This is a genomic window from Streptococcus sp. HMSC070B10 (assembly GCF_001808665.1).
Taxonomy (GTDB): domain Bacteria; phylum Bacillota; class Bacilli; order Lactobacillales; family Streptococcaceae; genus Streptococcus.
On record NZ_KV794217.1, the window covers coordinates 61419 to 87441 of the forward strand.

General features: G+C 42.2%; 27 protein-coding genes. 17 read left to right on the top strand and 10 right to left on the bottom strand.

The window, feature by feature from the left end:
• Positions 1-111: 111 nt before the first annotated feature.
• The 7 genes from queF to HMPREF2613_RS10610 all read right to left on the bottom strand — a co-directional run bounded on the left by queF (position 112) and on the right by HMPREF2613_RS10610 (position 3659).
• Positions 112-603, bottom strand: a complete 492-nt coding sequence (queF, locus tag HMPREF2613_RS11635) for a preQ(1) synthase (protein ID WP_000082579.1) — start codon at positions 601-603, stop codon at positions 112-114.
• A gap of 18 nt (positions 604-621) precedes the next feature.
• Positions 622-1338 (bottom strand): 7-carboxy-7-deazaguanine synthase QueE, encoded by a 717-nt coding sequence (gene queE, locus HMPREF2613_RS11640; RefSeq protein ID WP_000196462.1) that lies wholly within the window; start codon positions 1336-1338, stop codon positions 622-624.
• Positions 1331-1774 carry a 6-carboxytetrahydropterin synthase QueD gene (queD, locus tag HMPREF2613_RS10590; RefSeq protein ID WP_000464573.1) on the bottom strand — a complete coding sequence of 148 codons (444 nt, stop codon included), beginning with the start codon at positions 1772-1774 and terminating at the stop codon, positions 1331-1333. The genes queE and queD overlap by 8 nt, the downstream gene beginning before the upstream one ends.
• The gene (gene queC / locus HMPREF2613_RS10595; protein ID WP_070480347.1) at positions 1774-2427 is read right to left on the bottom strand and encodes a 7-cyano-7-deazaguanine synthase QueC; all 654 of its coding nucleotides are present in this window, start codon (positions 2425-2427) and stop codon (positions 1774-1776) included. The genes queD and queC overlap by 1 nt, the downstream gene beginning before the upstream one ends.
• 200 nt (positions 2428-2627) lie before the next feature.
• Positions 2628-2942, bottom strand: coding sequence for a thioredoxin (trxA, locus tag HMPREF2613_RS10600; RefSeq protein ID WP_001029581.1), 315 nt, complete (start codon positions 2940-2942; stop codon positions 2628-2630).
• 14 nt (positions 2943-2956) lie between these two features.
• Positions 2957-3178, bottom strand: a complete 222-nt coding sequence (locus HMPREF2613_RS10605; protein ID WP_000570256.1) for a DUF4649 family protein — start codon at positions 3176-3178, stop codon at positions 2957-2959.
• Between the two features lie 100 nt (positions 3179-3278).
• Complete coding sequence (locus tag HMPREF2613_RS10610) at positions 3279-3659, bottom strand: MarR family winged helix-turn-helix transcriptional regulator (RefSeq protein WP_070480349.1); 381 nt, start codon at positions 3657-3659, stop codon at positions 3279-3281.
• A gap of 283 nt (positions 3660-3942) precedes the next feature.
• On the opposite strand from HMPREF2613_RS10610, the gene HMPREF2613_RS10615 reads away from it, so the two are divergent.
• Positions 3943-4317 (top strand): CidA/LrgA family protein, encoded by a 375-nt coding sequence (locus HMPREF2613_RS10615; RefSeq protein ID WP_000781325.1) that lies wholly within the window; start codon positions 3943-3945, stop codon positions 4315-4317.
• On the top strand, positions 4314-5009 hold the full coding sequence (locus HMPREF2613_RS10620; protein WP_001288948.1) for an LrgB family protein: 696 nt from the start codon (positions 4314-4316) through the stop codon (positions 5007-5009). Before HMPREF2613_RS10615 ends, HMPREF2613_RS10620 begins: the two co-directional genes overlap by 4 nt.
• A 31-nt stretch (positions 5010-5040) precedes the next feature.
• Here HMPREF2613_RS10620 and HMPREF2613_RS10625 read toward each other — a convergent pair whose 3' ends face one another.
• Genes HMPREF2613_RS10625 through HMPREF2613_RS10635 form a run of 3 tightly spaced genes read right to left on the bottom strand, consistent with a single transcriptional unit; the run spans position 5041 to position 6886 of the window.
• Positions 5041-5805 (bottom strand): hypothetical protein, encoded by a 765-nt coding sequence (locus HMPREF2613_RS10625; RefSeq protein ID WP_070480351.1) that lies wholly within the window; start codon positions 5803-5805, stop codon positions 5041-5043.
• Between the two features lie 15 nt (positions 5806-5820).
• Positions 5821-6516, bottom strand: coding sequence for an ABC transporter ATP-binding protein (locus tag HMPREF2613_RS10630; protein ID WP_070480353.1), 696 nt, complete (start codon positions 6514-6516; stop codon positions 5821-5823).
• Between the two features lie 4 nt (positions 6517-6520).
• Positions 6521-6886: a GntR family transcriptional regulator gene (locus tag HMPREF2613_RS10635; RefSeq protein WP_000119149.1), complete on the bottom strand. Its 366-nt coding sequence runs from the start codon at positions 6884-6886 to the stop codon at positions 6521-6523.
• 139 nt (positions 6887-7025) lie between these two features.
• Between HMPREF2613_RS10635 and nrdR the strand changes: the two genes are divergently transcribed.
• From nrdR to HMPREF2613_RS10710, 15 genes are all read left to right on the top strand, one after another.
• Positions 7026-7499, top strand: a complete 474-nt coding sequence (gene nrdR, locus HMPREF2613_RS10640; protein WP_070480355.1) for a transcriptional regulator NrdR — start codon at positions 7026-7028, stop codon at positions 7497-7499.
• Entirely contained in the window at positions 7500-8669 is a 1170-nt protein-coding gene (locus HMPREF2613_RS10645) for a replication initiation and membrane attachment family protein (protein WP_070480358.1), read from the top strand.
• Complete coding sequence (gene dnaI / locus HMPREF2613_RS10650) at positions 8670-9566, top strand: primosomal protein DnaI (RefSeq protein WP_070480360.1); 897 nt, start codon at positions 8670-8672, stop codon at positions 9564-9566.
• On the top strand, positions 9563-10276 hold the full coding sequence (locus tag HMPREF2613_RS10655; RefSeq protein ID WP_070480363.1) for an NADPH-dependent oxidoreductase: 714 nt from the start codon (positions 9563-9565) through the stop codon (positions 10274-10276). Before dnaI ends, HMPREF2613_RS10655 begins: the two co-directional genes overlap by 4 nt.
• 13 nt (positions 10277-10289) lie before the next feature.
• Positions 10290-11600 (top strand): ribosome biogenesis GTPase Der, encoded by a 1311-nt coding sequence (der, locus tag HMPREF2613_RS10660; protein ID WP_001207696.1) that lies wholly within the window; start codon positions 10290-10292, stop codon positions 11598-11600.
• Between the two features lie 83 nt (positions 11601-11683).
• Positions 11684-12019 (top strand): hypothetical protein, encoded by a 336-nt coding sequence (locus HMPREF2613_RS10665; protein WP_070480400.1) that lies wholly within the window; start codon positions 11684-11686, stop codon positions 12017-12019.
• A gap of 32 nt (positions 12020-12051) precedes the next feature.
• The gene (locus HMPREF2613_RS10670; protein ID WP_070480365.1) at positions 12052-12342 is read left to right on the top strand and encodes a hypothetical protein; all 291 of its coding nucleotides are present in this window, start codon (positions 12052-12054) and stop codon (positions 12340-12342) included.
• Positions 12343-12487: 145 nt separating this feature from the next.
• A complete protein-coding gene (secA, locus tag HMPREF2613_RS10675; protein WP_070480367.1) occupies positions 12488-15001 on the top strand; it encodes a preprotein translocase subunit SecA in 2514 nt (837 codons plus the stop codon).
• A gap of 80 nt (positions 15002-15081) precedes the next feature.
• Positions 15082-16113 carry a 3-deoxy-7-phosphoheptulonate synthase gene (locus tag HMPREF2613_RS10680; protein WP_000232190.1) on the top strand — a complete coding sequence of 344 codons (1032 nt, stop codon included), beginning with the start codon at positions 15082-15084 and terminating at the stop codon, positions 16111-16113.
• 1 nt (position 16114) lies between these two features.
• Positions 16115-17146, top strand: coding sequence for a 3-deoxy-7-phosphoheptulonate synthase (locus HMPREF2613_RS10685; protein ID WP_070480368.1), 1032 nt, complete (start codon positions 16115-16117; stop codon positions 17144-17146).
• A 45-nt stretch (positions 17147-17191) separates the two neighbouring features.
• A complete protein-coding gene (gene acpS, locus HMPREF2613_RS10690) occupies positions 17192-17554 on the top strand; it encodes a holo-ACP synthase (protein ID WP_070480403.1) in 363 nt (120 codons plus the stop codon).
• A complete protein-coding gene (gene alr, locus HMPREF2613_RS10695; protein ID WP_070480370.1) occupies positions 17544-18647 on the top strand; it encodes an alanine racemase in 1104 nt (367 codons plus the stop codon). Before acpS ends, alr begins: the two co-directional genes overlap by 11 nt.
• A gap of 18 nt (positions 18648-18665) precedes the next feature.
• A complete protein-coding gene (recG, locus tag HMPREF2613_RS10700; RefSeq protein WP_070480373.1) occupies positions 18666-20681 on the top strand; it encodes an ATP-dependent DNA helicase RecG in 2016 nt (671 codons plus the stop codon).
• A gap of 427 nt (positions 20682-21108) precedes the next feature.
• A complete protein-coding gene (locus HMPREF2613_RS10705) occupies positions 21109-22089 on the top strand; it encodes an acetylxylan esterase (RefSeq protein ID WP_070480375.1) in 981 nt (326 codons plus the stop codon).
• Positions 22090-22417: 328 nt separating this feature from the next.
• Positions 22418-25939 carry an SIALI-17 repeat-containing surface protein gene (locus tag HMPREF2613_RS10710; RefSeq protein WP_070480378.1) on the top strand — a complete coding sequence of 1174 codons (3522 nt, stop codon included), beginning with the start codon at positions 22418-22420 and terminating at the stop codon, positions 25937-25939.
• The last annotated feature ends 84 nt before the right edge of the window (positions 25940-26023 follow it).

Here is a 26023-nt window from a genome sequence, read left to right on the forward strand (position 1 = left end):
AACAGTGTTTTGAGCTAACTTCGTCAGTTTCATCTACAACCTCAAAGCAGTGCTTTGAGCAACTTGCGGCTAGTTTCCTAGTTTGCTTTTTGATTTTCATTGAGTATGAGTTTAACGGTTGTCAATTTTCTCTGGATAGAGATCGTGTTGGAAGAGGCGTTGTTCTGCCAAGCCTTCATACTTAGTTCCTGGCTTACCGTAGTTGTAGTAGGGGTCGATTGAAATGCCGCCGCGCGGAGTGAATTTTCCCCATACCTCCAAATAGCGAGGGTCTAGCAAGTTGACCAAGTCTTTCCCAATGGTGTTGATACAGTTTTCGTGGAAATCTCCGTGGTTTCGGTAGCTAAAGAGGTAGAGTTTGAGGGATTTTGACTCGACACAGAGCTTGTCAGGGATGTAGGAAATATAGATAGTTGCAAAGTCTGGCTGAGCAGTGATTGGGCAAAGTGAAGTAAATTCAGGACAGTTAAATTTGATGAAATAGTCATTTTCCACATGACGATTGTCAAAGGATTCGAGGACTTCTGGTTGATAGTCAAAAATGTAGTTTGTTTCTTTGTTGCCTAGTAGGCTGAGGTTTTTCATTTCTTCTTGTTGTGACATGATTTTTTCTTTCTAATCTTAAACACCACGTTGATTATCGTAGAGGAGGGTATGAAGTTGAGGAAGGACGCGGACATTGCCCCAGCTATCGTCAGTAGCGACGCGTTCCCAGAGTTCTTTGAGGCGGTCCAGTTGGTCTTGGACAATATTACCCGTAGCCTTGGGCTCAGGATTTCCTGCTGATAAGAAGAGAACATCTGGTTGGTAGCGTTCTTGTATGCCTCTGGCAAAGGCCAAATCTGCATCGTCAAAGACAGGGATTTTAAAGGTGACCTTGTCTGGATCCAGTTGGGAAACGATAAAGTCCAAGGTCTCAAAGTTGACTTCCATCTTGGATGAAGGAGGTTTGGGACTGAGAGTGACCTGGTCGATGTCTTTTAACCAATTTTGCCAGCGGGAACCTTGGGTCTCAACAGCCAGAGTGACACCACGTTCCTTGAGTTTAGTGACCAATTCGGCCATGTTGGCTGCTAGGATAGCAGGATTTCCCCCAGACAGGGTTACATAGTCGTAGCTCCCTAATTTATCCAAGGCAGCAATGACTTCGTCAGCTGTCATACGAGTTGGTTTTTCAGAGCCATCCCAAGTAAAGGCAGAATCGCACCAGTCGCAGTGGTAGTCGCAACCAGCAGTGCGGACAAACATGGTTTTCTGCCCGATAGCACGACCTTCACCTTGAAAAGTTGGGCCGAAAATTTCCAGAACTGGTAGTTTGAGGACACGTTCCCTAGTCATCTAACCACTCCCGTCTAAACTCTGCAAAGGCAGTCGGAGTCTCATAGAGGCGAACGTATTCCAAACGGAGACCGCGCTCGTCTGGCAACTCTTGGTTCATGGTTTGGAAAATCCAGTAAACCATATTTTCAGCAGTCGTGTTCATATAGGGAAGAGTTTCATTGAGATAGCGATGATCCAAGTGGGGTTCTAAGTAGTTCTTGTAGATGGCTTTGATATCTCCGAAATCGTAGGTCATGCCACGTTCATCTAAAAATCCACTAACAGCAATCTGCAGATGATAGGTGTGACCATGAAGGGATTTACATTTTCCCTCATAGTGAAAGAGGTGGTGGGCAGCATCGAAGGTAAACTCTTTTGATACCAAGGTTCTGTGAGGATTGTAGACAAGAGACTCCCCGGTTTCCTGTTTGATTTCTTTGGGTGCAAAAAACATTAGTCCTCTCCTTTCTGTGAGAGATAAACATCTAAACCATGTTGTCGTAAGTGGCAGGCTGGGCAATCTCCACAGCCACTTCCAATAATCCCGTTGTAGCAGGTCAAGGTCTTTTCACGAACATAGTCAAAGGCACCGAGTTGGTCGGCTAATTCCCAAGTTTCAGCCTTGTCTAGCCACATGAGAGGTGTTTGGATAACAAAGTCGTAATCCATGGCAAGGTTGAGGGTAACATTAAGGGATTTGACAAAGACATCTCGACAATCGGGGTAGCCTGAGAAGTCTGTCTCGCAGACACCTGTCACGATATCTTTAATGCCACGTTGCTTAGCAAGAACTGCCGCAAAGGATAGAAAGAGGTGGTTGCGACCATCAACGAAGGTATTGGGAACCTCCCCCTCTTTTTGCTCAATCTCCATATCAGAGGTCAGGGCATTTTCAGTGATTTGCCCCAGCAGAGACATATCTAGGATGTGATGACGAATCCCCTGTTCCTTAGCGATTTCTCTAGCAACTTGAATTTCGAGATAATGGCGTTGACCGTAGGCAAAGGTAACGGCTTCGACCGTTTCATAGTGTTCTTTAGCCCAAAAGAGGCAGGTTGTAGAATCTTGACCGCCACTAAAGACGACCAAGGCTGATTGACGTTTCATAGTACTCCTTCCAAAATGGGAAATGTTCAGAGCACGCAAAAAGCTCCCTTGAGGGAGCTAAAAAATACCAAGTCAAGGTTTTTTTTAGCGATGGCATGTCCCAAACATCGTAATATTCTATCTACAGTCTAGCATATTTTTTGAAAAATGGCAAAGGGCAAGAAAAAGAGACCAAAGCAAGTACTTGGTCTCTCGTTTGATTAGCTCAATTCAGCAACGATGGCCTTGATTTGTTCTGCTGTGTGAACACCAGCAACTTGTTTCACTACTTGGCCGTCTTTTTTGAAGAGAAGAGTTGGGATAGACATGATTCCAAAAGCACGAGCTGTGTTTGGATTTTCATCAACGTCCATTTTAACGATTTTCAAAACATCTTCTGAAAGTTCTTCAGACAATTTGTCCAAGATTGGACCTTGCATACGACATGGACCACACCAAGTTGCCCAGAAGTCTACCAAGACCAAACCGTCTTTTGTTTCTTGTTCGAATGTTGCATCTGTAATTGCTTTTGCCATTGTATTTCTCCTTTTTAGTTATATTGGCTTAAATCTTGTTTCATGAGATAGAAGAAGACATCTCCATAAGTCCCATGGTAGTCCAAATCATGGCCGTTGTAGGTTAATTTTTGGACAGGGTAGTAGTCTGCGACGCCGATAAGGCAAGCTTGTTGCGAACGATCAAAGTCTTCATAAGATTCGAAAGTTACAGTTCTTTCATTCTTGCTGGCATCTAGATAGGTAATTTCAATCATGTTTAAAACTCCTTTGTTTAATGATGATTTTATTTTACTCTTTGTAAAAGAGAATGTCAAGAAAAATGATTGCGCACGCAACTTTTTTTCTAAAGTCATCTTAAACCCAGAAATCCAAACCGGTTTCCAAGCTTTCTTCGACAGCCTTCTGTAGAGAGACCAGTGTCTTTTGCCCATCACTTGTCAGGCAGATAAAGCTAGAGCGTCTATCTTGATCACAACACCTGCGACTAAGCAGACCGCAATTTTTAGCTTCCAAGCGAGCCACCATCCGAGAAACAGCGCTCGGGCTCAGATGAAGTTTATCTGGCAGGTCAATCTGGCGTAGAGATTTTTCTTGAGCCAAGTCCAGATAGTAGAGCAGGTAAAACTCTTTCAAGGTCAGACTTTGCTCGCTCTGCTGGGCAATAGTCTCTTCCAAGAGATTTTCGATTTCTTTCTGACGCCGATTGAAGTCAAACCATTTTTCCAAATAGGTCATAGTATCTCCTTTCTTTTTAGAGTTATAACATAGAAGAATGTCCATTCACGGACAGTCTCTGCATCATAAGATGATTGCGCATGCAATAATTATACTACTTTTCAAGAAAGCTGACAAGAAGAACACTGACATCTCTTATCCTAAATCATGCCTGTTTTACCAAGTCAAGAATTGTTTGTATCCCCTTTCCTCTCTGATTTTCATTATCTCTTGTGTATTTCCTTGAAATTTTCTGAAAAAAGAGTAAACTGGTATGCAAGAAGTCTATTTCGTGGAGTTTAGGATGAAATTATATGTTCAATTAATGATTCTCTTTGTGATTTCTCTAATCGGAGAGGGGATCTCTAGTTTCTTTCATTTGCCTATCCCAGGCAGTATTATCGGTTTGATTATTCTTTTTCTAGCCCTACAATTCAAGTGGCTGAGAACCAGGCATGTCAACATGGTGGGGAATTTCTTGTTGGCCAATATGACCATTCTCTTTTTGCCGCCAGCAGTGGGAATCATGGAGAAGTTTGATGTAATTGCTCCCTATCTTTTGCCCATTGTTTTGATTGTCTTTTTTGCAGCAGTCATCAATATTATCCTCATAGCCTTGGTAGTTCAGTTTATCAAGAGACGGTTTGAGGGAGATTATGAGAAAGGAGATGCCAAATGAGTGAATTTGTTTCCAATCCCCTGTTTGGGCTTGCCCTGTCTATCCTAGCTTATCTAGTGGGAATGCTGATTTACAGACGTTTTCCCCATCCATTGACAACGCCCTTGCTTTTGTCAGCTGTTTTCATTATCATCTTTCTAAAGCTGACAGGTATTTCTTACCAAGATTACTACCAAGGTGGGGTTTATTTGAACAACTTGATTGTCCCATCGACAGTGGCTCTGGGGATTCCTCTTTATAAGAGTTTTCATCTGATGAAGCACCATGCTCGGAGTATTCTCTTTGGTAGTTTGTTAGCGGTAGTGGTCAATACATCTTTCACAGCCCTTGTGGCTAAGATTTTTGGCATGGACTTTTTCCTAGCCATTTCTCTCTTTCCTAAGTCAGTAACAACCGCCATGGCAGTGGGAATCACAGAAAAATTGCAAGGTTTGACGACTGTGACCTTGGTCGTTGTAGTGGCGACTGGAATTTTAACCAGTGTCATCGGACCAACCCTTTTGAAGTGGTTGAAAATTGACGACCCAGTAGCTGTTGGTCTTTCCCTTGGAGGGACAGGACATGCTGTCGGAACAGGCACAGCCTTCCGATACGGCTCTGTAGCAGGAGCCATGGGTGGTTTGGCTATCGGTGTTACCGGTATTCTCTATGTCTTTGTCAGCCCTATCGTAGCTAGTTTGATATTGAGTTAAATCAAAACCCAGCTTTTTAGCTGGGCATTTTTTATTGCAAATTAACCTTGTTTCTCAAGATGTAGTAGGTTCCGAGGTAAAAGATAGCTATGAATATGAGTTCTTCAACAATACTTATACCTGCTCCCATATAGAAATTATCATTAAATCCTGCAAGTGAATTAATATAGAAGTTAGTACTGGTATTGAAGAAGACTTCAATAAATCCAATGACGATTTGGATACCAATGTAGGCTGCAACAGCGAGTGCTGTACGGTATTCATTGAACAGTTGTCCAATGGAAATGGCCAAGTAGATGCAGAGGATTCCAGAAATGGTATTTAGTAGGAAGGATAAGACAGCAAGACTAAAGCCGGTAAAATGTTCTGCAACAAATGACAGAAGAGTAGAAAGTTGAACTGCATCAGAATTTGTTGACAATAAGATAATATAGATACATAGGAGTAAGACAGCAGTGCTAATCAACGACCAGATAAAGGCACCGATTAGTTTGGCTGTGATGATATGGTGTTCAGAAACTGGCAAGGTTAAAGTCAGATAGCCTTGTCGGTCATAGACACTTCCTTTGAATCGTTTAATAATCAAGAAGATAGTTGAAATCACAAGTGTAACCATCAAACCACCAAAGACAGTAGATAGAAAAAAAAGTAGAACAGATAGATTTTTTTCAGGTAGTTTGATTAAGGATTGTGTCTGAATTCCAATAAGAACAGAGAGGAAGAGAACAGCACCATAAAGAGCTAAATACCACTTGTTAACATTTTTAAATTCGTAGCGAACTAAATTCCAAAACATAATAATCTCCTTTACTTAGGCCTTAAATTCCTGACGGAAGAGTTGGTCAATGGATTCACCTGACTCATAGCGAATATCATCTACATTTCCTTGACGGACGACTTTTCCGTCTTTGAGGAAGACAATTTCATCCAAGATTGGCTCGATATCAGAAATCAAGTGGGTAGAAATCAAAACGGTAGAAGTTGGGGAGTAGTTGTTGATAATGGTATTGAGGATATACTCACGGGCTGCTGGGTCCACTCCACCAATGGGTTCGTCTAGAACGTAGAGGCGGGCATCACGGCTCATAACCAAAATCAGTTGTACCTTTTCCTTATTCCCTTTTGATAATTTTTTGAGACGACTATTTTCATCAATGCCCAGGTCTGCAAGTAGATGATGGGCGCGTTCAAGATTGAAATCTTTATAGAAGGTCTTGAAGTAGGTTAGGGCTTCTTTGACCTTCATTTGCTCATTGAGATAGGTCGTATCCGGCAAATAAGCTACGATAGCCTTGGTTGCTGGGCTTGGGTCCATATCGTTGATAAGGACATGTCCTTGATCTGGTTGTAAGAGGCCATTGATTAGTTTAATCAGGGTTGTTTTTCCTGAGCCGTTTGGCCCAAGGAGACCAACAATTTTTCCAGCTGGGATGTCAAGAGAAACATTTTCAAGGGCTGGGGTTGCTCCATATGATTTGGATACATTTTCAAATGCTAGTAATGACATAGGCTTAAACTCCTTTAATATAATCGCCGACTACGCCTGGTAGTTCTTCTTTTTCATAGCCAAAATGGGTCATGGAGGAAACGAAGTGTTCCAATTCTTCTTCTGATAATTGTTTGCGTGATTGGGCGATCAGCTCCTTATCTTCAGTCACAAATCGTCCAGTTGTGCGCTTGCTGTAGACAAATCCTTCTCGTTCAAGGTCTGACAAGGCTCTTTGGATGGTGTTGGGATTGACACCGGCCTCGCTAGCTAGCTCTCTCACGGTTGGAAGTTGTTGATTGGGTTCCAGTGTATGGGAAACAATCTGAAGCTTGATTTTCTCCATAATCTGTAAATAGATGGGTTTTTTGTTATCAAATGTCCAGGACATCTTGGTCTCCTTTCTTTTATCCTTTTGTCTTAATTAAATAATACAACAAAACAAAAAACTTGTCAAGCAAAAAGAAGAATTGTTTTGGGAATCGTTTAAAAAATGGTATAATGAAAAGAAAACGATAAGGAGGGAAAGGATGCGTTGTCCAAAATGTGGGGCTACCAAGTCAAGTGTTATCGATAGTCGCCAAGCAGAAGAAGGGAACACTATTCGTAGAAGACGTGAGTGCGATGAATGCCAACACCGTTTTACAACCTACGAACGAGTAGAAGAAAGAACCTTAGTGGTTGTTAAAAAAGATGGCACACGGGAACAATTCTCCAGAGATAAAATCTTTAATGGGATTATCCGCTCAGCCCAGAAACGTCCTGTGTCAAGTGATGAAATCAACATGGTAGTCAATCGTATCGAACAGAAACTCCGTGGTCGAAATGAAAATGAAATTCAAAGTGAGGACATTGGTTCACTCGTCATGGGGGAGTTGGCTGAATTGGACGAGATTACTTATGTACGTTTTGCCAGTGTCTATCGTAGTTTTAAGGATGTTAGTGAGTTAGAGAGTCTGCTCCAACAAATCACCCAGTCCTCTAAAAAGAAAAAGGAAAGATAAATGAAGCCAATTGACCGTTTTTCTTATCTAAAGAATAATCGGGTGTCGCAAGATACCTCATCTCTGGTACAGTGCTACCTCCCGATTATCGGTCAGGAGGCACTGAGCCTTTATCTTTATACAATCAATTTTTGGGATAATGGTAGAAAGGAATACCTCTTTTCAAGTATTCTTAACCATCTTAACTTTGGGATGGATAGACTGATAAAATCCCTGAAAATCCTATCTGCTTTCAATCTCTTGACCCTCTATCAAAAAGGGGATACCTATCAGCTAGCCCTTCATGCTCCTCTATCTAGTCAAGACTTCTTGGAGCATCCTGTTTATCGCAGACTTTTAGAGAAAAAGATTGGTGATGCAGCTGTGGAGGATTTGAAAGTTGAGAGTGCTGAGGGAGAAGAAATACCTGTCTCACTCAATCAAGTCTTTCCAGACTTGGTAGAGCTGGGAAGTCAAGAAGACCTTAGTCTCAAGAAGAAAGTGGCCAACGATTTTGACTTAGACCATTTTCGTCAGCTTATGGCTCGAGATGGGCTTCGCTTTGCGGATGAGCAGTCTGATGTCTTAAACCTCTTTGCCATTGCTGAGGAAAAGAAGTGGACTTGGTTTGAAACCTATCAATTGGCCAAGTCCACAGCTGTTTCCCAGGTTATTTCAACCAAACGTATGCGGGAAAAAATTGCTCAAAAACCTGTTTCCTCTGACTTTAGTCCTAAAGAAGCAACCATTCTCAAAGAGGCCAAGAGTAAGACTGCCCTGCAGTTCTTGGCAGAAATCAAGCAAACTCGTAAGGGAACCATTACCCAAACAGAAAGAGATCTCTTGCAACAGATGGCTGGCTTGGGCTTGCTGGACGAAGTCATCAATATTATTCTCTTGTTGACTTTTAATAAGGTAGATTCGGCAAATATCAATGAGAAATATGCCATGAAGGTAGCCAATGACTATGCCTATCAAAAGATTCATTCGGCAGAAGAGGCAGTTCTTCGGATCCGTGAGCGAGGGCAGAAAAGTCAGGCTCAAAAGGCTAGTAAACCGAATCCTGCCAAGTCCAATATACCCAAGTGGAGCAATCCAGATTATAAGAATGAAACCAGCGAGGAAACTCGTCTGGAACTAGAACGTAAGAAACAAGAACTACTAGCTCGATTAGAAAAAGGAGGAGATTAGATGGAAAGTGTCGGAGACGTACTCAAACGTCAACCTAGCCGTTTTCATTATCAGGACTTGGTCCAGAAAATCATGAAGGACCCTGATGTTGCGGCCTTTATCCAGCAAAAATCCCTTACTCCAGAGGAATTGAATCGCAGTATCTCCAAGTTTAATCAGTACATCACCGAGCGCGACAAGTTTCTCCGTGGGGATACGGATTATATTGCCAAAGGTTACAAGCCGATTTTGGTTATGAATCATGGCTATGCGGACGTTTCTTACGAAGAAACTCCTGAACTCATCGCGGCTGAAAAAGAAGCGGCTATTAAGAACCGTCTCAAGTTAATCAATCTGCCAGCCAGTCTTAAGAAAGCTAGTTTAGCTCAAGTAGATTTGGATGATTTGGGGCGCTTGCCAGTTTTTGAAAAGCTATTAGCTTTCGTGGAGCAATATCCAGCTATTCGAAAAGGTCTATACTTGTATGGAGACTTTGGTGTGGGTAAAAGTTTCATGATGGCTGCCTTAGCCTATGATTTATCAGAAAAACGTGGGGTTTCCTCCACTCTCCTCCACTATCCTAGCTTTGTCATAGATGTCAAAAATGCTATCGGTGATGGTAATGTCAAGACCTTGGTGGATGAGATTAAGCTTTCTGAAGTCCTGATTTTAGATGATATTGGTGCCGAGCAATCAACACCTTGGGTACGTGATGAAATCCTGCAAGTCATTCTCCAATATCGGATGCAGGAAGATTTACCGACCTTTTTTACCTCCAACTTCAACTTTGAAGATTTGGAGCTGCATTTCGCTAAAGGGAAACATGGAAATGACGAAACCTGGGAAGCCAGACGCGTCATGGAACGCATCCGTTATTTGGCTGAGGAGACTCGTTTAGAAGGAGTAAACCGTCGATGACAGAAACAATCAAATTAATGAAGGCTCACACTTCAGTGCGCAGATTTAAGGAGCAAGCCCTTCCTCAGGAAGACTTGACTGAAATCTTGACAGCGGCCCAGATGGCCTCGTCTTGGAAGAATTTTCAATCATACTCTGTGATTGTAGTACGAAGTCAAGAAAAGAAAGATACTTTATATGAGTTGGTGCCTCAAGAAGCCATTCGCCAGTCTGCTGTTTTCCTTCTCTTTGTCGGAGATTTGAACCGTGCAGAAAAGGGAGCACGACTCCATACTGATACATTCCAACCCCAAGGTGTAGAAGGTCTCTTGATTAGTTCGGTCGATGCGGCTCTTGCTGGTCAAAATGCCCTGTTGGCAGCTGAAAGCTTGGGCTATGGTGGTGTCATTATCGGTTTGGTTCGATACAAGTCAGAAGAAGTGGCAGAGCTCTTTAACCTGCCTGACTATACCTATCCTGTCTTTGGGATGGCGCTGGGCTTTCCAAACCAAGAACATGAAGTCAAACCTCGCTTGCCTTTGAATCAGGTGGTATTTGAGGAAGAATATCAGGAACAAACAGTTGATGTGATTGAGGCTTACGACCGTGTACAGGCTGACTATGCTGGAGCGCGTGCGACCACAAGCTGGAGTCAGCGCCTAGCAGAACAGTTTGGTCAAGCTGAACCAAGCTCAACTAGAAAAAATCTTGAACAGAAGAAGTTATTGTAGAAAGTGAGAAATTATGGCCCTACCAACTATTGCCATTGTAGGACGTCCCAATGTTGGGAAATCAACCCTATTTAATCGGATCGCTGGTGAGCGAATCTCCATTGTAGAAGATGTCGAAGGAGTGACACGTGACCGTATCTATGCAACGGGTGAATGGCTCAATCGTTCATTTAGCATGATTGATACAGGAGGAATCGATGATGTCGATGCTCCCTTCATGGAACAAATCAAGCACCAGGCAGAAATTGCCATGGAAGAAGCAGATGTGATCGTCTTTGTCGTGTCTGGTAAGGAAGGAATTACCGATGCAGACGAATATGTAGCCCGTAAGCTTTATAAAACCCACAAACCAGTTATCTTAGCAGTCAACAAGGTGGACAACCCTGAAATGCGAAACGATATCTATGATTTCTATGCTCTTGGTTTAGGTGAACCACTGCCTATCTCATCTGTCCATGGTATCGGTACAGGGGATGTGCTAGATGCCATCGTAGAAAATCTTCCAAATGAATATGAAGAAGAAAATCCGGATGTCATTAAGTTTAGCCTGATTGGCCGTCCCAACGTTGGAAAATCAAGCTTGATCAACGCTATTTTGGGAGAAGACCGTGTTATTGCTAGTCCTGTTGCTGGAACAACACGTGATGCCATTGATACCCACTTTACAGATACAGATGGTCAAGAGTTTACCATGATTGATACGGCTGGTATGCGTAAGTCTGGTAAGGTTTATGAAAATACCGAGAAATACTCTGTCATGCGCGCCATGCGTGCTATTGACCGTTCAGATGTGGTCTTGATGGTCATCAATGCGGAAGAAGGCATTCGTGAATACGATAAGCGTATCGCAGGATTTGCCCATGAAGCTGGTAAAGGAATGATTATCGTGGTCAACAAGTGGGATACGCTTGAAAAAGACAACCATACTATGAAAAACTGGGAAGAAGATATCCGTGAGCAGTTCCAATACCTGCCTTACGCACCGATTATCTTTGTATCCGCTTTGACCAAGCAACGTCTCCACAAACTTCCTGAGATGATTAAGCAAATCAGTGAAAGTCAAAATACACGTATTCCATCAGCTGTCTTGAACGATGTTATCATGGATGCCATTGCCATCAACCCAACACCGACAGACAAAGGAAAACGACTTAAGATTTTCTATGCGACTCAAGTGGCAACCAAACCACCGACCTTTGTTATCTTTGTCAACGAAGAAGAACTCATGCACTTTTCTTACCTGCGTTTCTTGGAAAATCAAATCCGCAAGGCCTTTGTCTTTGAAGGAACACCGATTCATCTCATCGCAAGAAAACGTAAATAAAAAAGCAGAATCTGGAATGACATTTCCAGATTTTTTTGATAAAATGAAGTTGAAGAAAGCGCTATCAAAAAGAGGTGTTGATGATGGAACATTTGTTTAAATTGTTAATCTTATTACCCTGTTTTTACTTTTTCAGCTGGATTGAAAAGGCCAACAGAGATAGTAAATTTTTCCCAATTTTTTACTATTTTTACTGGATTTACATCACCCTCTATGCTCTTTTTAGCCTTGCTTGGACAGTTTTTTCAGTCTTGTTTTTCAATATCCTATTGAGAAATGTGGCAGACATCAAGTCTTGGGGCATTTGGTTTCTTTTTCTTCTGCTAGCTATTGGTCTGAATTGGTTAACTTATTCCTGTTTCAAAAAAATGTTTCGCTTGAGACGGGAACTAGGGAAGTCTAAAAGTGGAAGGCATTGATTTATATGGGTTTTGTTTATAGGAGGTAGCTTATGACACGTCTAAAATCATTTATTACACAATATTCTAAATTCTATATTGGTTTAGTTCTGCTGATCTGGCTGGCTTTCTTCTTTGTTCCTTGGGATAAACCAGTTCTGGGAATATCTATCAATCTCTTAATCATGCAGAAAGTTTTACTAGTTTTTGGTATTCTGTCTATTTTGATGGCCTTGCTGTCCAAGAAAGTCAGTCTCTTTGTTTTTGGATTGATCTGCTGTTTTTCTCTTTGGATAAATCTATTTATCCTATTTGCGATTTTGCCGATTTTTGTTGGCAATTAAATCATCATAAAAGTCAGAGAGGTTAGCTTGGAAACTAGCCTCTTTTTCCTTTTCAAAATGGGGATTCTTCCTTGAAAATAATCAGTAATTGTGCTAAAATTAAAAGAACATTCTAAAATATTCGGAATTTAAAGTAAGGAAAAACATGGCTAATATTTTAAAAACAATTATCGAAAATGATAAAGGAGAAATCCGTCGTCTGGAAAAGATGGCTGACAAGGTTTTCAAATACGAAGACCAAATGGCTGCTTTGACAGATGACCAACTAAAAGCAAAAACAGTTGAATTTAAAGAACGTTATCAAAATGGAGAATCACTGGATTCATTGCTTTATGAAGCATTTGCGGTTGTCCGTGAAGGTGCTAAACGTGTCCTAGGTCTCTTCCCATATAAGGTTCAGGTCATGGGGGGAATCGTTCTTCACCATGGTGACGTGCCAGAAATGCGTACAGGGGAAGGGAAAACCTTGACTGCGACCATGCCCGTATACCTCAATGCCCTTTCAGGCAAAGGAGTTCACGTAGTTACGGTCAATGAGTACCTATCCGAACGTGATGCGACTGAGATGGGTGAATTGTACTCATGGCTTGGTTTGTCAGTAGGGATTAACTTGGCTGCCAAATCCCCAATGGAGAAAAAAGAAGCCTATGAGTGTGATATTACCTACTCAACCAACTCAGAAATCGGATTTGACTACCTTCGTGATAACATGGTCGTTCGCGCTGAAAACATGGTACAACGTCCGCTTAACTATGCCTTGGTCGATGAGGTTGACTCAATCTTGATTGACGAGGCCCGTACACCTTTGATCGTATCAGGTGCTAACGCAGTTGAAACCAGTCAGTTGTATCACATGGCAGACCACTATGTAAAATCTTTGGACAAAGACGACTACATCATCGATGTGCAGTCTAAAACAATTGGTTTGTCTGATTCAGGGATTGATAAGGCTGAAAGCTACTTCAAACTTGACAATCTCTATGACATCGAAAACGTAGCTCTGACTCACTTTATCGATAACGCCCTTCGTGCCAACTACATCATGCTTCTCGATATTGACTATGTGGTGAGCGAAGAGCAAGAAATCTTGATTGTTGACCAATTTACAGGTCGTACCATGGAAGGTCGTCGTTATTCTGATGGATTGCACCAAGCTATTGAAGCTAAAGAAGGTGTGCCAATTCAGGATGAAACCAAGACATCTGCCTCAATCACTTACCAAAACCTTTTCCGTATGTATAAGAAATTGTCTGGTATGACGGGTACAGGTAAGACTGAGGAAGAAGAATTCCGTGAAATTTACAACATTCGTGTTATTCCAATCCCAACAAATCGTCCTGTTCAACGTATTGACCACTCAGACCTTCTTTATGCAAGTATCGAGGCTAAGTTTAAAGCAGTTGTCGAAGACGTTAAGGCTCGTTACCAAAAAGGTCAGCCAGTCTTGGTTGGTACAGTTGCAGTTGAAACCAGTGACTACATTTCTAAGAAATTGGTCGCAGCTGGCGTTCCTCACGAAGTCTTAAATGCCAAAAACCACTATAAAGAAGCCCAAATCATCATGAATGCTGGTCAACGTGGTGCTGTTACCATTGCGACTAACATGGCCGGTCGTGGTACCGACATCAAGCTTGGTGAAGGGGTTCGCGAACTTGGAGGACTTTGTGTTATTGGTACAGAACGCCATGAAAGCCGTCGTATCGATAATCAGCTTCGTGGACGTTCAGGTCGTCAAGGAGACCCAGGTGAGTCACAATTCTACCTCTCTCTTGAAGATGACTTGATGAAACGTTTTGGTTCTGAACGCTTGAAGGGAATCTTTGAACGTCTCAACATGTCTGAAGAGGCGATTGAGTCTCGTATGTTGACGCGTCAGGTTGAGGCAGCGCAAAAACGTGTCGAAGGAAATAACTACGATACCCGTAAACAAGTCCTTCAATATGACGATGTCATGCGTGAACAACGTGAGATTATCTACGCTCAACGTTACGATGTCATCACTGCAGACCGTGACTTGGCACCTGAAATTCAGTCAATGATCAAACGCACGATTGGTCGTGTCGTTGATGGTCATGCGCGTGCTAAACAAGACGAAAAACTTGAAGCAATTTTGAACTTTGCTAAGTATAACTTGCTTCCAGAAGATTCTATTACGATCGAAGACTTGTCAGGTTTGTCTGATAAGGCCATCAAGGAAGAGCTCTTCCAACGTGCCTTGCAAGTTTACGATAGTCAGGTTTCAAAACTACGCGATGAAGAAGCAGTTAAAGAATTCCAAAAAGTCTTGATTCTACGAGTGGTGGATAACAAGTGGACAGATCATATCGATGCCCTTGATCAATTGCGTAACGCGGTTGGACTTCGTGGCTATGCTCAGAACAACCCTGTTGTTGAGTATCAGGCAGAAGGTTTCCGTATGTTTAATGACATGATTGGTTCGATTGAGTTTGATGTGACACGCTTGATGATGAAAGCACAAATTCATGAACAAGAAAGACCACAAGCAGAACACCATATCAGTACAACAGCGACTCGTAATATCGCTGCCCACCAAGCAAATATACCAGAAGATTTGGATTTGAGCCAGATTGGACGTAATGAACTTTGCCCATGTGGTTCTGGTAAGAAGTTTAAAAACTGTCACGGTAAAAGACAATAAAATGAGATAGTTTAGAGGCGGATACCTTGTGAAAAGTAAATTTTTACTTGGTATCCGTTTGATTTATAAGGAGATGAGTTATGGTATTTACAGCAAAAAGTCCTAAAATTAATATTGAAGAAGTTCGTGCCTTATCAAAATTAGAAGGTCAAGCTTTGGAGAGAAAATCACAGCGCGATCAAGAGCTAGAAGCCATTATACGTGGAGAAGACCAGCGGATTCTCTTGGTAATCGGGCCATGCTCATCTGACAATGAAGAAGCTGTTCTTGAATACGCTAAGCGTTTGGCAGCTTTGCAAGAAGAAGTGGCAGACCGTATCTTTATGGTTATGCGTGTTTACACTGCCAAACCTCGTACCAACGGAGATGGCTATAAGGGCTTGATTCACCAGCCTAATGCGACAGAAGCCCCTAGCCTCATCAACGGAATTAAAGCCGTGCGCCATCTTCACTATCGTGTTATCACAGAAACAGGTATGACAACAGCTGATGAAATGCTTTATCCTGAAAATCTTCCGCTTGTAGATGATTTGATTTCTTACATGGCAGTTGGTGCTCGTTCGGTTGAAGACCAGCAACATCGCTTTGTGGCAAGTGGAGCAGATTTCGCGACTGGGTTTAAAAATCCAACCTCTGGAAATCTCAATGTTATGTTTAATGGGATTTATGCTGCTCAAAACAAACAAAGTTTCCTTTTCCTAGGAAAAGAAGTGGAAACAACTGGTAACCCGCTTTCGCACGCCATTCTTCGTGGAGCGATCAATGAGTATGGTAAGAATATTCCTAACTACTACTATGATAATTTGATGGATACCATTGCCCAGTATGAGAAAATGGGCTTGGAAAATCCATTTATCATTGTGGACACCAATCATGACAATTCTGGTAAGCAATATATGGACCAAATTCGAATTGTCCGTCAGACCTTGATTAACCGTGATTGGAATGAAAAAATCAAGCAGTACGTTCGTGGCTTTATGATTGAGTCTTATCTAGAAGACGGCCGTCAAAACGAACCGGAAGTATTTGGCAAGTCTATCACAGACCCTTGCCTTGGCTGGGATAATACGGAAGCCCTCGTCAGAGAAATCTACCAAACGCTAGGAGAATAAGATGGCATTTATTGAAAAAGGTCAAGAAATCGATATTGAAGCAATCAAGGCAGAAACTCAATTGTCTGCGGAAGCCTTGAGATTAAAGGAGCGTCGTGATAGAGAATTGGCAGACATCATTTCAGGAGAAGATGACCGGATCCTTTTGGTGATTGGTCCTTGCTCTTCTGATAATGAAGAGGCTGTCTTGGAATATGCCCGCCGTTTATCCGCCTTGCAGAAGAAGGTGGCGGATAAGATTTTCATGGTTATGCGTGTTTATACAGCTAAACCACGCACCAACGGAGATGGTTATAAAGGTTTGGTTCACCAACCAGATACTTCGAAGGCTCCAAGCCTGATTAACGGTTTGCAGGCTGTGCGCCAGTTGCACTACCGCGTGATTACAGAGACAGGTTTGACAACGGCAGATGAGATGCTTTATCCGTCAAATCTGGTCTTGGTAGATGATTTGGTCAGCTACCATGCTGTAGGAGCTCGTTCTGTGGAAGACCAAGAGCACCGCTTTGTGGCTTCAGGGATTGATGCACCGGTCGGGATGAAAAATCCAACCTCAGGAAATCTTGGGGTTATGTTTAACGGTATTTATGCTGCTCAAAACAAACAAACCTTCCTCTTCCATGGCCAAGAAGTTGAGACTTCAGGAAATCCCTTGGCTCACGTCATCCTTCGTGGAGCAGTTAATGAATATGGGAAAAATGAGCCTAACTTTTACTATGAAACCTTGCTAAATGCCATTGAACGCTATGAAGCCATGGGACTTGAAAATCCCTTTATTCTCATTGATACCAACCATGATAACTCAGGAAAGCAATATATGGAGCAGATTCGAATTGTTCGCCAGACTTTGCAAAATCATGATTGGAATGAGAAGATTAAAAAGACAGTTCGAGGCTTTATGATTGAATCTTACCTAGCAGATGGTCGTCAAAATCAACCAGAGGTCTTTGGTTGCTCTATTACGGATCCTTGCTTGGGTTGGGAAAATACAGAGGCCTTGGTAGAAGAGATTTATGCTACCTTGACAAAATAAGTGAAAAGGATGGAGTTGGGGGAATCTCAACTCCTTTTGATGAGAATGATAGTTGGACACGGAATTGACATTGAAGAATTGGCTTCTATAAAAAGCGCAGTTACACGACATGAAGGCTTTGCTAAGCGCGTGCTGACCGCTAAGGAAATGGAGCGGTTTACCAGTCTTAAAGGGCGCAGACAGATTGAATATTTGGCTGGTCGCTGGTCGGCTAAGGAGGCCTTTTCCAAGGCCATGGGAACGGGCATTGGCAAGCTCGGTTTTCAGGATTTGGAAGTTTTGAACAATGAACGCGGGGCGCCTTATTTTAGTCAGGCACCATTTTCAGGAAAGATTTGGCTGTCTATCAGTCATACCGATAAGTTTGTGACAGCCAGTGTCATTTTGGAGGAAAATCATGAAAGCTAGTCCACATAGACCAACCAAGGCTCTGATTCATCTGGGAGCTATTCGACAAAATATTCAGCAAGTGGAGGCTCATATCCCTGAAGGAACGCTCAAATTTGCAGTAGTCAAGGCTAATGCCTATGGGCATGGGGCTGTTGCTGTTGCGACGGCTATTCAAGATGATGTTGATGGTTTTTGCGTTTCGAATATCGATGAAGCTATTGAACTTAGACAAGCTGGACTCAACAAGAAAATCCTCATTTTAGGAGTTTCTGACATCGAAGCTGTTGCTCTAGCTAAAGAATATGACATCACCTTGACAGTGGCTGGGTTGGAGTGGATTCAAGCACTCTTAGTTAAGGAAGCAGACCTAACAGGTTTGACAGTCCATCTCAAGATTGACTCAGGCATGGGACGAATTGGTTTCCGAGAGGCCAGTGAGGCTGATCAGGCTCAAGACTTGCTCCAACACCACGGTGCTCGCGTTGAAGGGATTTTTACCCACTTTGCTACTGCAGACGAGGAATCAGATGCTTACTTTAATGAGCAGTTAGTACGGTTTAAAACTATTTTGGTAAGTATGAAAGGTCTTCCAGAACTGGTTCATGCCAGCAACTCGGCAACGACTCTTTGGCATGCAGATACCATTTTCAATGCGGTCCGTATGGGAGATGCCATGTATGGTCTCAATCCGAGTGGAGAGGTCTTGGACTTACCCTATAACTTGAAACCAGCCTTGACCTTGGAATCTGCCCTGGTTCATGTCAAGACAGTTCCATCTGGGGCTTGTATGGGCTATGGAGCGACCTATCAGGCAGATAGCGAGCAAGTCATCGCGACTGTTCCAATCGGCTATGCGGATGGTTGGACACGAGACATGCAGAATTTCTCTGTCTTGGTAGATGGGCAAGCATGCCCAATCGTTGGACGGGTTTCTATGGACCAAATCACTATTCGTTTGCCTAAACTTTATCCGCTAGGAACAAAAGTAACCTTGATCGGCAGCAACGGTGACAAGGAAATCACAGCTACTCAGGTAGCGACCTACCGTGGCACTATTAACTATGAGGTGGTTTGTCTCCTCAGCGATCGCATTCCGAGAGAATATCATTAGAAAAGAAAGGAGTGGAGCATGAATCTACATCAACCCTTGCATGTCTTACCTGGTGTGGGACCAAAGTCAGCAGAAAAATACGCCAAACTAGGAATTGAAAACTTGCAAGACCTCTTGCTCTACTTTCCTTTCCGTTATGAAGACTTCAAAACCAAGCAGGTGCTGGAACTGGAAGATGGTGAAAAGGCGGTTCTTTCTGGTCAAGTCGTGACTCCTGCCAGTGTCCAGTATTATGGTTTCAAGCGCAATCGCCTGCGTTTTAGTCTCAAGCAGGGAGAAGTCGTTTTTGCAGTGAATTTCTTTAACCAGCCCTATCTGGCTGATAAGATAGAGTTGGGAGCAACCCTTGCTGTCTTTGGGAAATGGGACCGCGCCAAGGCTAGTCTGACTGGGATGAAGGTCTTAGCTCAGGTGGAAGATGACCTCCAGCCTGTCTATCGTCTGGCTCAGGGAATCAGTCAGGCTAGTTTGGTCAAGGTTATCAAGACAGCCTTTGATCAGGGACTAGACCTCTTGATTGAGGAAAATCTTCCCCAGTCTTTGCTGGATAAATACAAACTCATGTCCCGTTGTCAGGCAGTCCGAGCTATGCATTTTCCTAAGGATTTGGCAGAATACAAGCAGGCCCTTCGCCGTATCAAGTTTGAGGAACTCTTTTATTTCCAAATGCAATTGCAGACGCTCAAGTCTGAAAATAGAGTTCAGGGAAGTGGCCTGGTTCTGAATTGGTCTCAGGAAAAAGTAACGGCTGTTAAAGAAAATCTACCATTTGCCCTGACCCAAGCTCAGGAAAAGAGTTTGCAGGAAATTTTAATTGATATGAAGTCTGACCGCCACATGAATCGTCTCCTGCAAGGGGATGTGGGGAGCGGAAAAACTGTGGTCGCTGGCTTAGCCATGTTTGCAGCGGTGACAGCTGGCTATCAGGCAGCTCTCATGGTGCCTACAGAAATCCTAGCAGAGCAACACTTTGAGAGTTTACAGAACCTTTTTCCAGACTTAAAACTGGCTCTTTTGACAGGATCCTTGAAAGCTGCAGAAAAAAGAGAAGTTTTAGAGACCATTGCCAAGGGTGAGGCTGATTTGATTATCGGGACTCATGCTTTGATACAAGATGGGGTGGATTATGCTCGTCTTGGTTTGATTATCATCGATGAGCAGCACCGCTTTGGTGTGGGGCAAAGGCGGATTTTACGGGAGAAAGGCGACAATCCAGATGTTCTCATGATGACGGCGACTCCCATTCCACGGACGCTGGCCATCACAGCCTTTGGCGATATGGATGTTTCCATTATTGACCAGATGCCAGCAGGGCGGAAACCAATTGTGACGCGCTGGATTAAGCATGAGCAACTGCCTCAGGTCTTGACTTGGTTAGAGGGGGAAATCCAAAAAGGTTCTCAAGCCTATGTTATCTCTCCCTTGATTGAAGAATCAGAAGCTCTGGATTTGAAAAATGCCATTGCATTGTCTGAGGAGCTGACAGCTCATTTTGCTGGCAAGGCTGAGGTTGCTCTGTTACATGGTAAGATGAAGAGTGACGAAAAAGACCAGATTATGCAGGAGTTCAAAGAGAGAAAGACGGATATTCTGGTTTCAACGACGGTTATCGAGGTCGGGGTCAATGTGCCCAATGCGACCGTCATGATTATCATGGATGCCGATCGCTTCGGTCTCAGCCAGCTTCACCAGCTCAGGGGTCGTGTCGGTCGGGGAGATAAGCAATCCTATGCTGTTCTCGTTGCCAATCCCAAGACGGATTCTGGGAAAGACCGCATGCGCATCATGACAGAAACGACTAATGGATTTGTCCTAGCTGAGGAAGATTTGAAAATGCGGGGTTCAGGTGAGATTTTTGGAACCAGACAATCAGGGCTCCCAGAGTTTCAAGTAGCTGATATTATCGAAGATTTTCCGATTTTAGAAGAAGCCAGAAAGGTTGCTAGCTACATTAGTTCGATAGAAGCTTGGCAAGAGGATCCAGAATGGCGCATGATTGCTCTTCATCTGGAAAAGAAAGAACATCTGGATTAAGCTTTCTCTAAGGAAATCTTATACTCAATGAAAATCAAAGAGCAAACTAGGAAGCTAGCCGCAGGTTGTACTTGAGTACGGTAAGGCGACGCTGACGTGGTTTGAATTTGATTTTCGAAGAGTATTAAGCTAGCTTTCAGGTTTGGCCCTTATACTAGAGTCATCAAAAAGAAACGAGGACTCTCATATGACAGTAACGATTAAAGTAAATTACCAAACCACTTTCCAAAAGAAAGAAGCAAAAAACTAAGATTGAATAGGATAAAAAGAGCGAAAATGCTCTTTTTTCGTTTCTAAAACTACTTTCAATCCACAATCCTAAAAGTAAGAAAATCTAAATTCATTTTCTATTTATCCTTCTTCCTTGCATTGATTTCTCAGATATGCTAGAGTGGTGATAGCGATTACAAAACAAAAGGAGTATGCTATGAAAAATCCAGCTTTGTTAGAAGAAATTAAGACCTATAAAGGTAGGGATGAGGTTCCAGAAGACTTTGATGTTTTCTGGGATGAGGAAGTGAAAAAAGTTTCCACTCTCCCAGCCTACCAGTTGGAGGAAAGAGATTTCCACATTCCTCAAGTCAAGTGCTATGAGCTCACTTTTGAAGGAACAAATGAAGGCAAGGTCTACTCACGCGTCGTTCTTCCAAAGAGTGAGGATAAAGTTCCACTAATCTTCCATTTTCATGGTTATATGGGACGTGGCTGGGATTGGACCGACATGCTGGCCTATACTGTGGCTGGTTACGGTGTTGTTTCCATGGATGTGCGGGGCCAGTCAGGTTATTCGCAAGACGGTTTGCGTTCTCCTCAAGGAAATACGGTTAAGGGGCATATTATCCGTGGTGCTGTGGAAGGTCGGGACCAGCTCTTTTATAAGGATGTCTATCTGGATATTTACCAGTTGGTTGAAATCATTGCTAGTCTACCTGAGGTTGATGAGAAGCGACTTTCTAGCTATGGTGCCTCACAAGGAGGGGCCTTAGCTCTGGTTGCGGCAGCGCTCAATCCTCGAATTGAGAAAACAGTTGCCATCTATCCTTTCTTGTCAGACTTCAGACGAGTGCTTGAGATTGGCAATACCAGCGAAGCCTATGACGAACTTTTCCGATATTTCAAGTTTCACGATCCATTCCATGAAACCGAGGAGGAAATTATGGCGACCCTTGCCTATATCGATGTGAAAAATCTTGCCCATCGTATCAAGGGTGAGGTCAAGATGATTACGGGCTTGGACGACGATGTTTGCTACCCTATTACCCAGTTTGCGATTTATAATCGTCTGACTTGCGATAAGGCCTATCGTATCATGCCTGAGTATGCTCACGAAGCCATGAATGTATTTGTCAATGACCAAGTCTACAACTGGCTCTGTGGTAGTGAGATTTCTTTTAAGTATATAAAGTGATGAATGAGAGAGCCCAGTAGCTCTCTTTTTTGTTATAAATGTTGAAAGTACTTTTAAAAATATTAAAATATTAAAATATTGCTGAAAGTAAAATCTATTCTATGACAAGCTCGAGATAAACCTATGACTTTATTGTATAATAAAGAAAAAGTCTCTAGGAAAGGAGTGAAATAGCTACTGTTTGGATTGCAGCTAGCTAAATTTTGAAAGAGAGAAGGATAGGGACTCTCGTTTATTAATTACTTTCTTATGTTTTCCTTTGATGGGGAGTAAAAATTTTAAAACAAAAAGAAAGCGCTTTATTTTTTAAAAATGGAAAGGTAGAAAGATGAATCAGAAGAATTTTGACAGAAAACAAAGATATGGTATTCGTAAATTTGCAGTAGGTGTAGCATCTGTAACCATTGGTGCAGTGGTGTTTGGAGTAAACCCTGTATTGGCAAATGAACAAGGAAACTCAACTGTAACTGCAGCTGAAAATAATAATCAAGGTTTATCAGAATTACCAAAAGAAGCTTCTTCAGGAAGTCTTGCTCATTTAGATAGTGAATTAGCTGGAAAATTGGCAACAGCAAAAGACAATGGTGTGGAAGTTGATCAGGATAAGTTGAAGAAAAATGAGACTACTGAAGCAGAGACAACCACTCCAACAAATACACTTGCAGCTGACAATACACCAGCTCCTGCTGATAAACCAGAAACAGATTCTGCAACTACAGAAGCAAGTAACAAGGAGCAAGATAAAGAAGATGAGGGTGTGATTCCTCGAGATTATTATGCTAGAGACATTGAAAATGCAACTCCAGTAGTGGAAAAAGAAGATGTTGAAACGAATTCTAAAAATGGTCAGCGTGTAGACTTAGCCAGTGAATTAAATACATTGAAGAAACTTCAAAATGCGACCATTCATATGGAATTCAAGCCAGATGCAAAAGCTCCATCATTCTATAATCTATTCTCAGTGTCTAGTGATAAGAAAAAAGATGAGTACTTCACAATGGCTGTTCTCAATAATACAGCCTTAATCGAGGGGCGTGATGCTAATGGAGCACAATTTTATGATAAATATACGGATGCTCCATTGAAAATTAAACCTGGGCAGTGGAATTCGGTTACCTTTACTGTAGAAAGACCAAATGCAGACAATCCAGAAGGAAAAGTTAGACTTTATGTGAACGGTGTTTTATCGCGTACTAGCTTGAAGTCTGGTAAATTTATCAAGGATATGCCAGATATTACACATGCTCAAATTGGTGCAACAAATCGGGCAGGAAATTCAGTTTGGGGAGCAAATCTACAGGTTCGTAATTTAAGTGTCTATGACCGAGTACTGACTCCTGATGAAGTTCAAAAACGTAGCCAATTATTTGAAAGATCTGATTTGGAGCAAAAGCTACCTGAGGGAGCTAAACTTACTGAAAAACAAGATGTCTTTGAAAGTGGTATGCATAACCAACCAAATAAAGATGGCATCAAGAGTTATCGTATTCCTGCTCTTCTTAAGACAGATAAAGGCACTCTGATTGCTGGTGCAGATGAACGCCGTCTTCATTCAAGTGACTGGGGTGATATCGGCATGGTCGTTAGACGAAGTGAGGATAAGGGGAAGACATGGAGCGACCGAGTAACGATTACAAATTTACGAGACAATCCAAAAGCCTCTGATCCATCAATCGGTTCACCAGTGAACATCGATATGGCTTTGGTTCAAGATCCTGCAACAAAACGAATTTTTTCTATCTATGATATGTTCCCAGAAGGGAAAGGAATCTTTGGAATGGCTGCTCAAAGAGAAGAAGCCTATAAACAAATCGATGGCAAAACTTATCAAATTCTCTATAAAGAAGGCGAAGAAGGTTCCTATACAATACGCGAAAATGGTACAGTTTATACTCCAGATGGGAAAGCAACCGATTATCGTGTTGTTGTAAACCCAGTTAAACCAGCTTATAGCGATAAAGGTGATTTGTATCAAGGGAATCAACTATTAGGAAATATTTATTTCACAAGCAATAAAACGTCTCCATTTAGAGTTGCTAAGGATTCTTATCTATGGATGTCTTACAGTGATGATGATGGTAAGACTTGGTCAGCACCTCAAGATATTACCCCAATGGTAAAAGCTGATTGGATGAAATTCTTAGGGGTTGGGCCTGGAACAGGGATTACGCTTCATACCGGACCTCATAAAGGTCGAATCATTGTACCTACTTATACAACTAATCAGACCAACCACTTAAACGGTTCTCAATCATCTCGGATTATCTACTCAGATGACCATGGTAAGACTTGGCATATGGGAGGTGGTGTGAATGACCATCGTACGCTGACTGATGGCACTGTGATTGACTCAAGTACCATGAGTAATTATTATGCTCAAAATACTGAGTCCTCTGTTGTACAATTAAATAATGGAGATCTTAAGCTCTTCATGCGTGGATTAACAGGGGACCTTCAAGTTGCTACTAGTAAAGATGGTGGAGAAACTTGGGAAAATGATATAAAACGTTATGCGGATGTCAAGGATGTTTATGTTCAATTGGCTGCTATTCATACGATGCATGATGGAAAAGAGTATATTGTTCTTAGTAATGCAGGTGGACCAGGACGATTCAACGGTTTGGTACACTTAGCTCGTGTCGAAGAAAATGGAGAGCTGACTTGGCTTAAGCATAATCCTATTCAAAGTGGTAAGTTTGCATACAATTCTATTCAAGATCTCGGGAATGGCGAATATGGATTGCTTTATGAGCATGCAGATAACAACCAAAACGAATATACCTTGTCTTATAAGAAATTTAATTGGGATTTCTTAAGCAAGGATATGGTTTCTCCAACCGAAGCAAAAGTTACACATGCAGTTCATATGGGGCAAGGCATTATTGCCATGGAATTTGATTCAGAAGTATTGGTCAATCAAGCACCAACTTTACAACTTGCCAATGGTAAAACAGCTACTTTTATGACGCAGTATGATACGAAGACTCTATTGTTTACAGTAGATCCAGAGGATATTGGTCAAAAAGTTACAGGCTTAGCAGAAGGAGCTATCGAAAGTATGCATAATTTGCCTGTTTCAGTAGTTGGTTCTAAAATTACTCATGGTGTAAATGGAAGCGAAGCTGCGACAAATGAAGTTCCAGAATTTACGGGTGGCGTTAATGGTGAAGAAGGAGCAGTAACTGAAGAAGCTCCTGAATACAAAGGCCAATTAGCGACAGCAGGAGAAGAAGCACCAACAGTAGAAAAACCAGAATTTACAGGTGGAGTTAATGGCGTTGAGGCTGCAGTAACTGAAGAAGCTCCTGAATATACAGGTCCATTGGCAACAGTGGGAGAAGAACCAGTACCAACAGTAGAAAAACCGGAGTTTACAGGTGGAGTGAATGGAGTAGAAGCTCTTGTAACAGAAATTCCTGAATACACAGGTCCCTTAGCAACAGTGGGAGAAGAGCCAGCACCAACAGTAGAAAAACCGGAATTCAAAGGGGGCGTAAATTCAGTTCTAGCAGCTTCAAATGAGGTTCCGGAATATAGAGGTGGTGCTAACTTTGTCTTGGCAGCTTCAAATGCTCTTCCTGAGTATAAAGGAGGTGTCAATGGAGCTGAGGCAGCAATCCATGAAGTGCCAGAGTACAAGGGAGAAACCAAACCAGTCTTAGCAGCTGCAAACGAACGTCCAGCTAAGAAGTTATCTCTTGGACAAGGTGCTACTTATCAAGCACCAGCGGCTAAACAAAATGAGCTTCCAAATACTGGAAGCAAAGAAAATACAACCTTTATTTCTCTAGGATTAGTGGCAGGTTTCTTATCTGTCTTGACATTAGGAAAGAAACGAAAAGAAGACTAGGTCATAAATAAAATGAATCTCGCTCATTATAAGTGAGAAAAGAGATAGCCCATTTGAAAGATGGCTATCTCTTTTTATCATTTT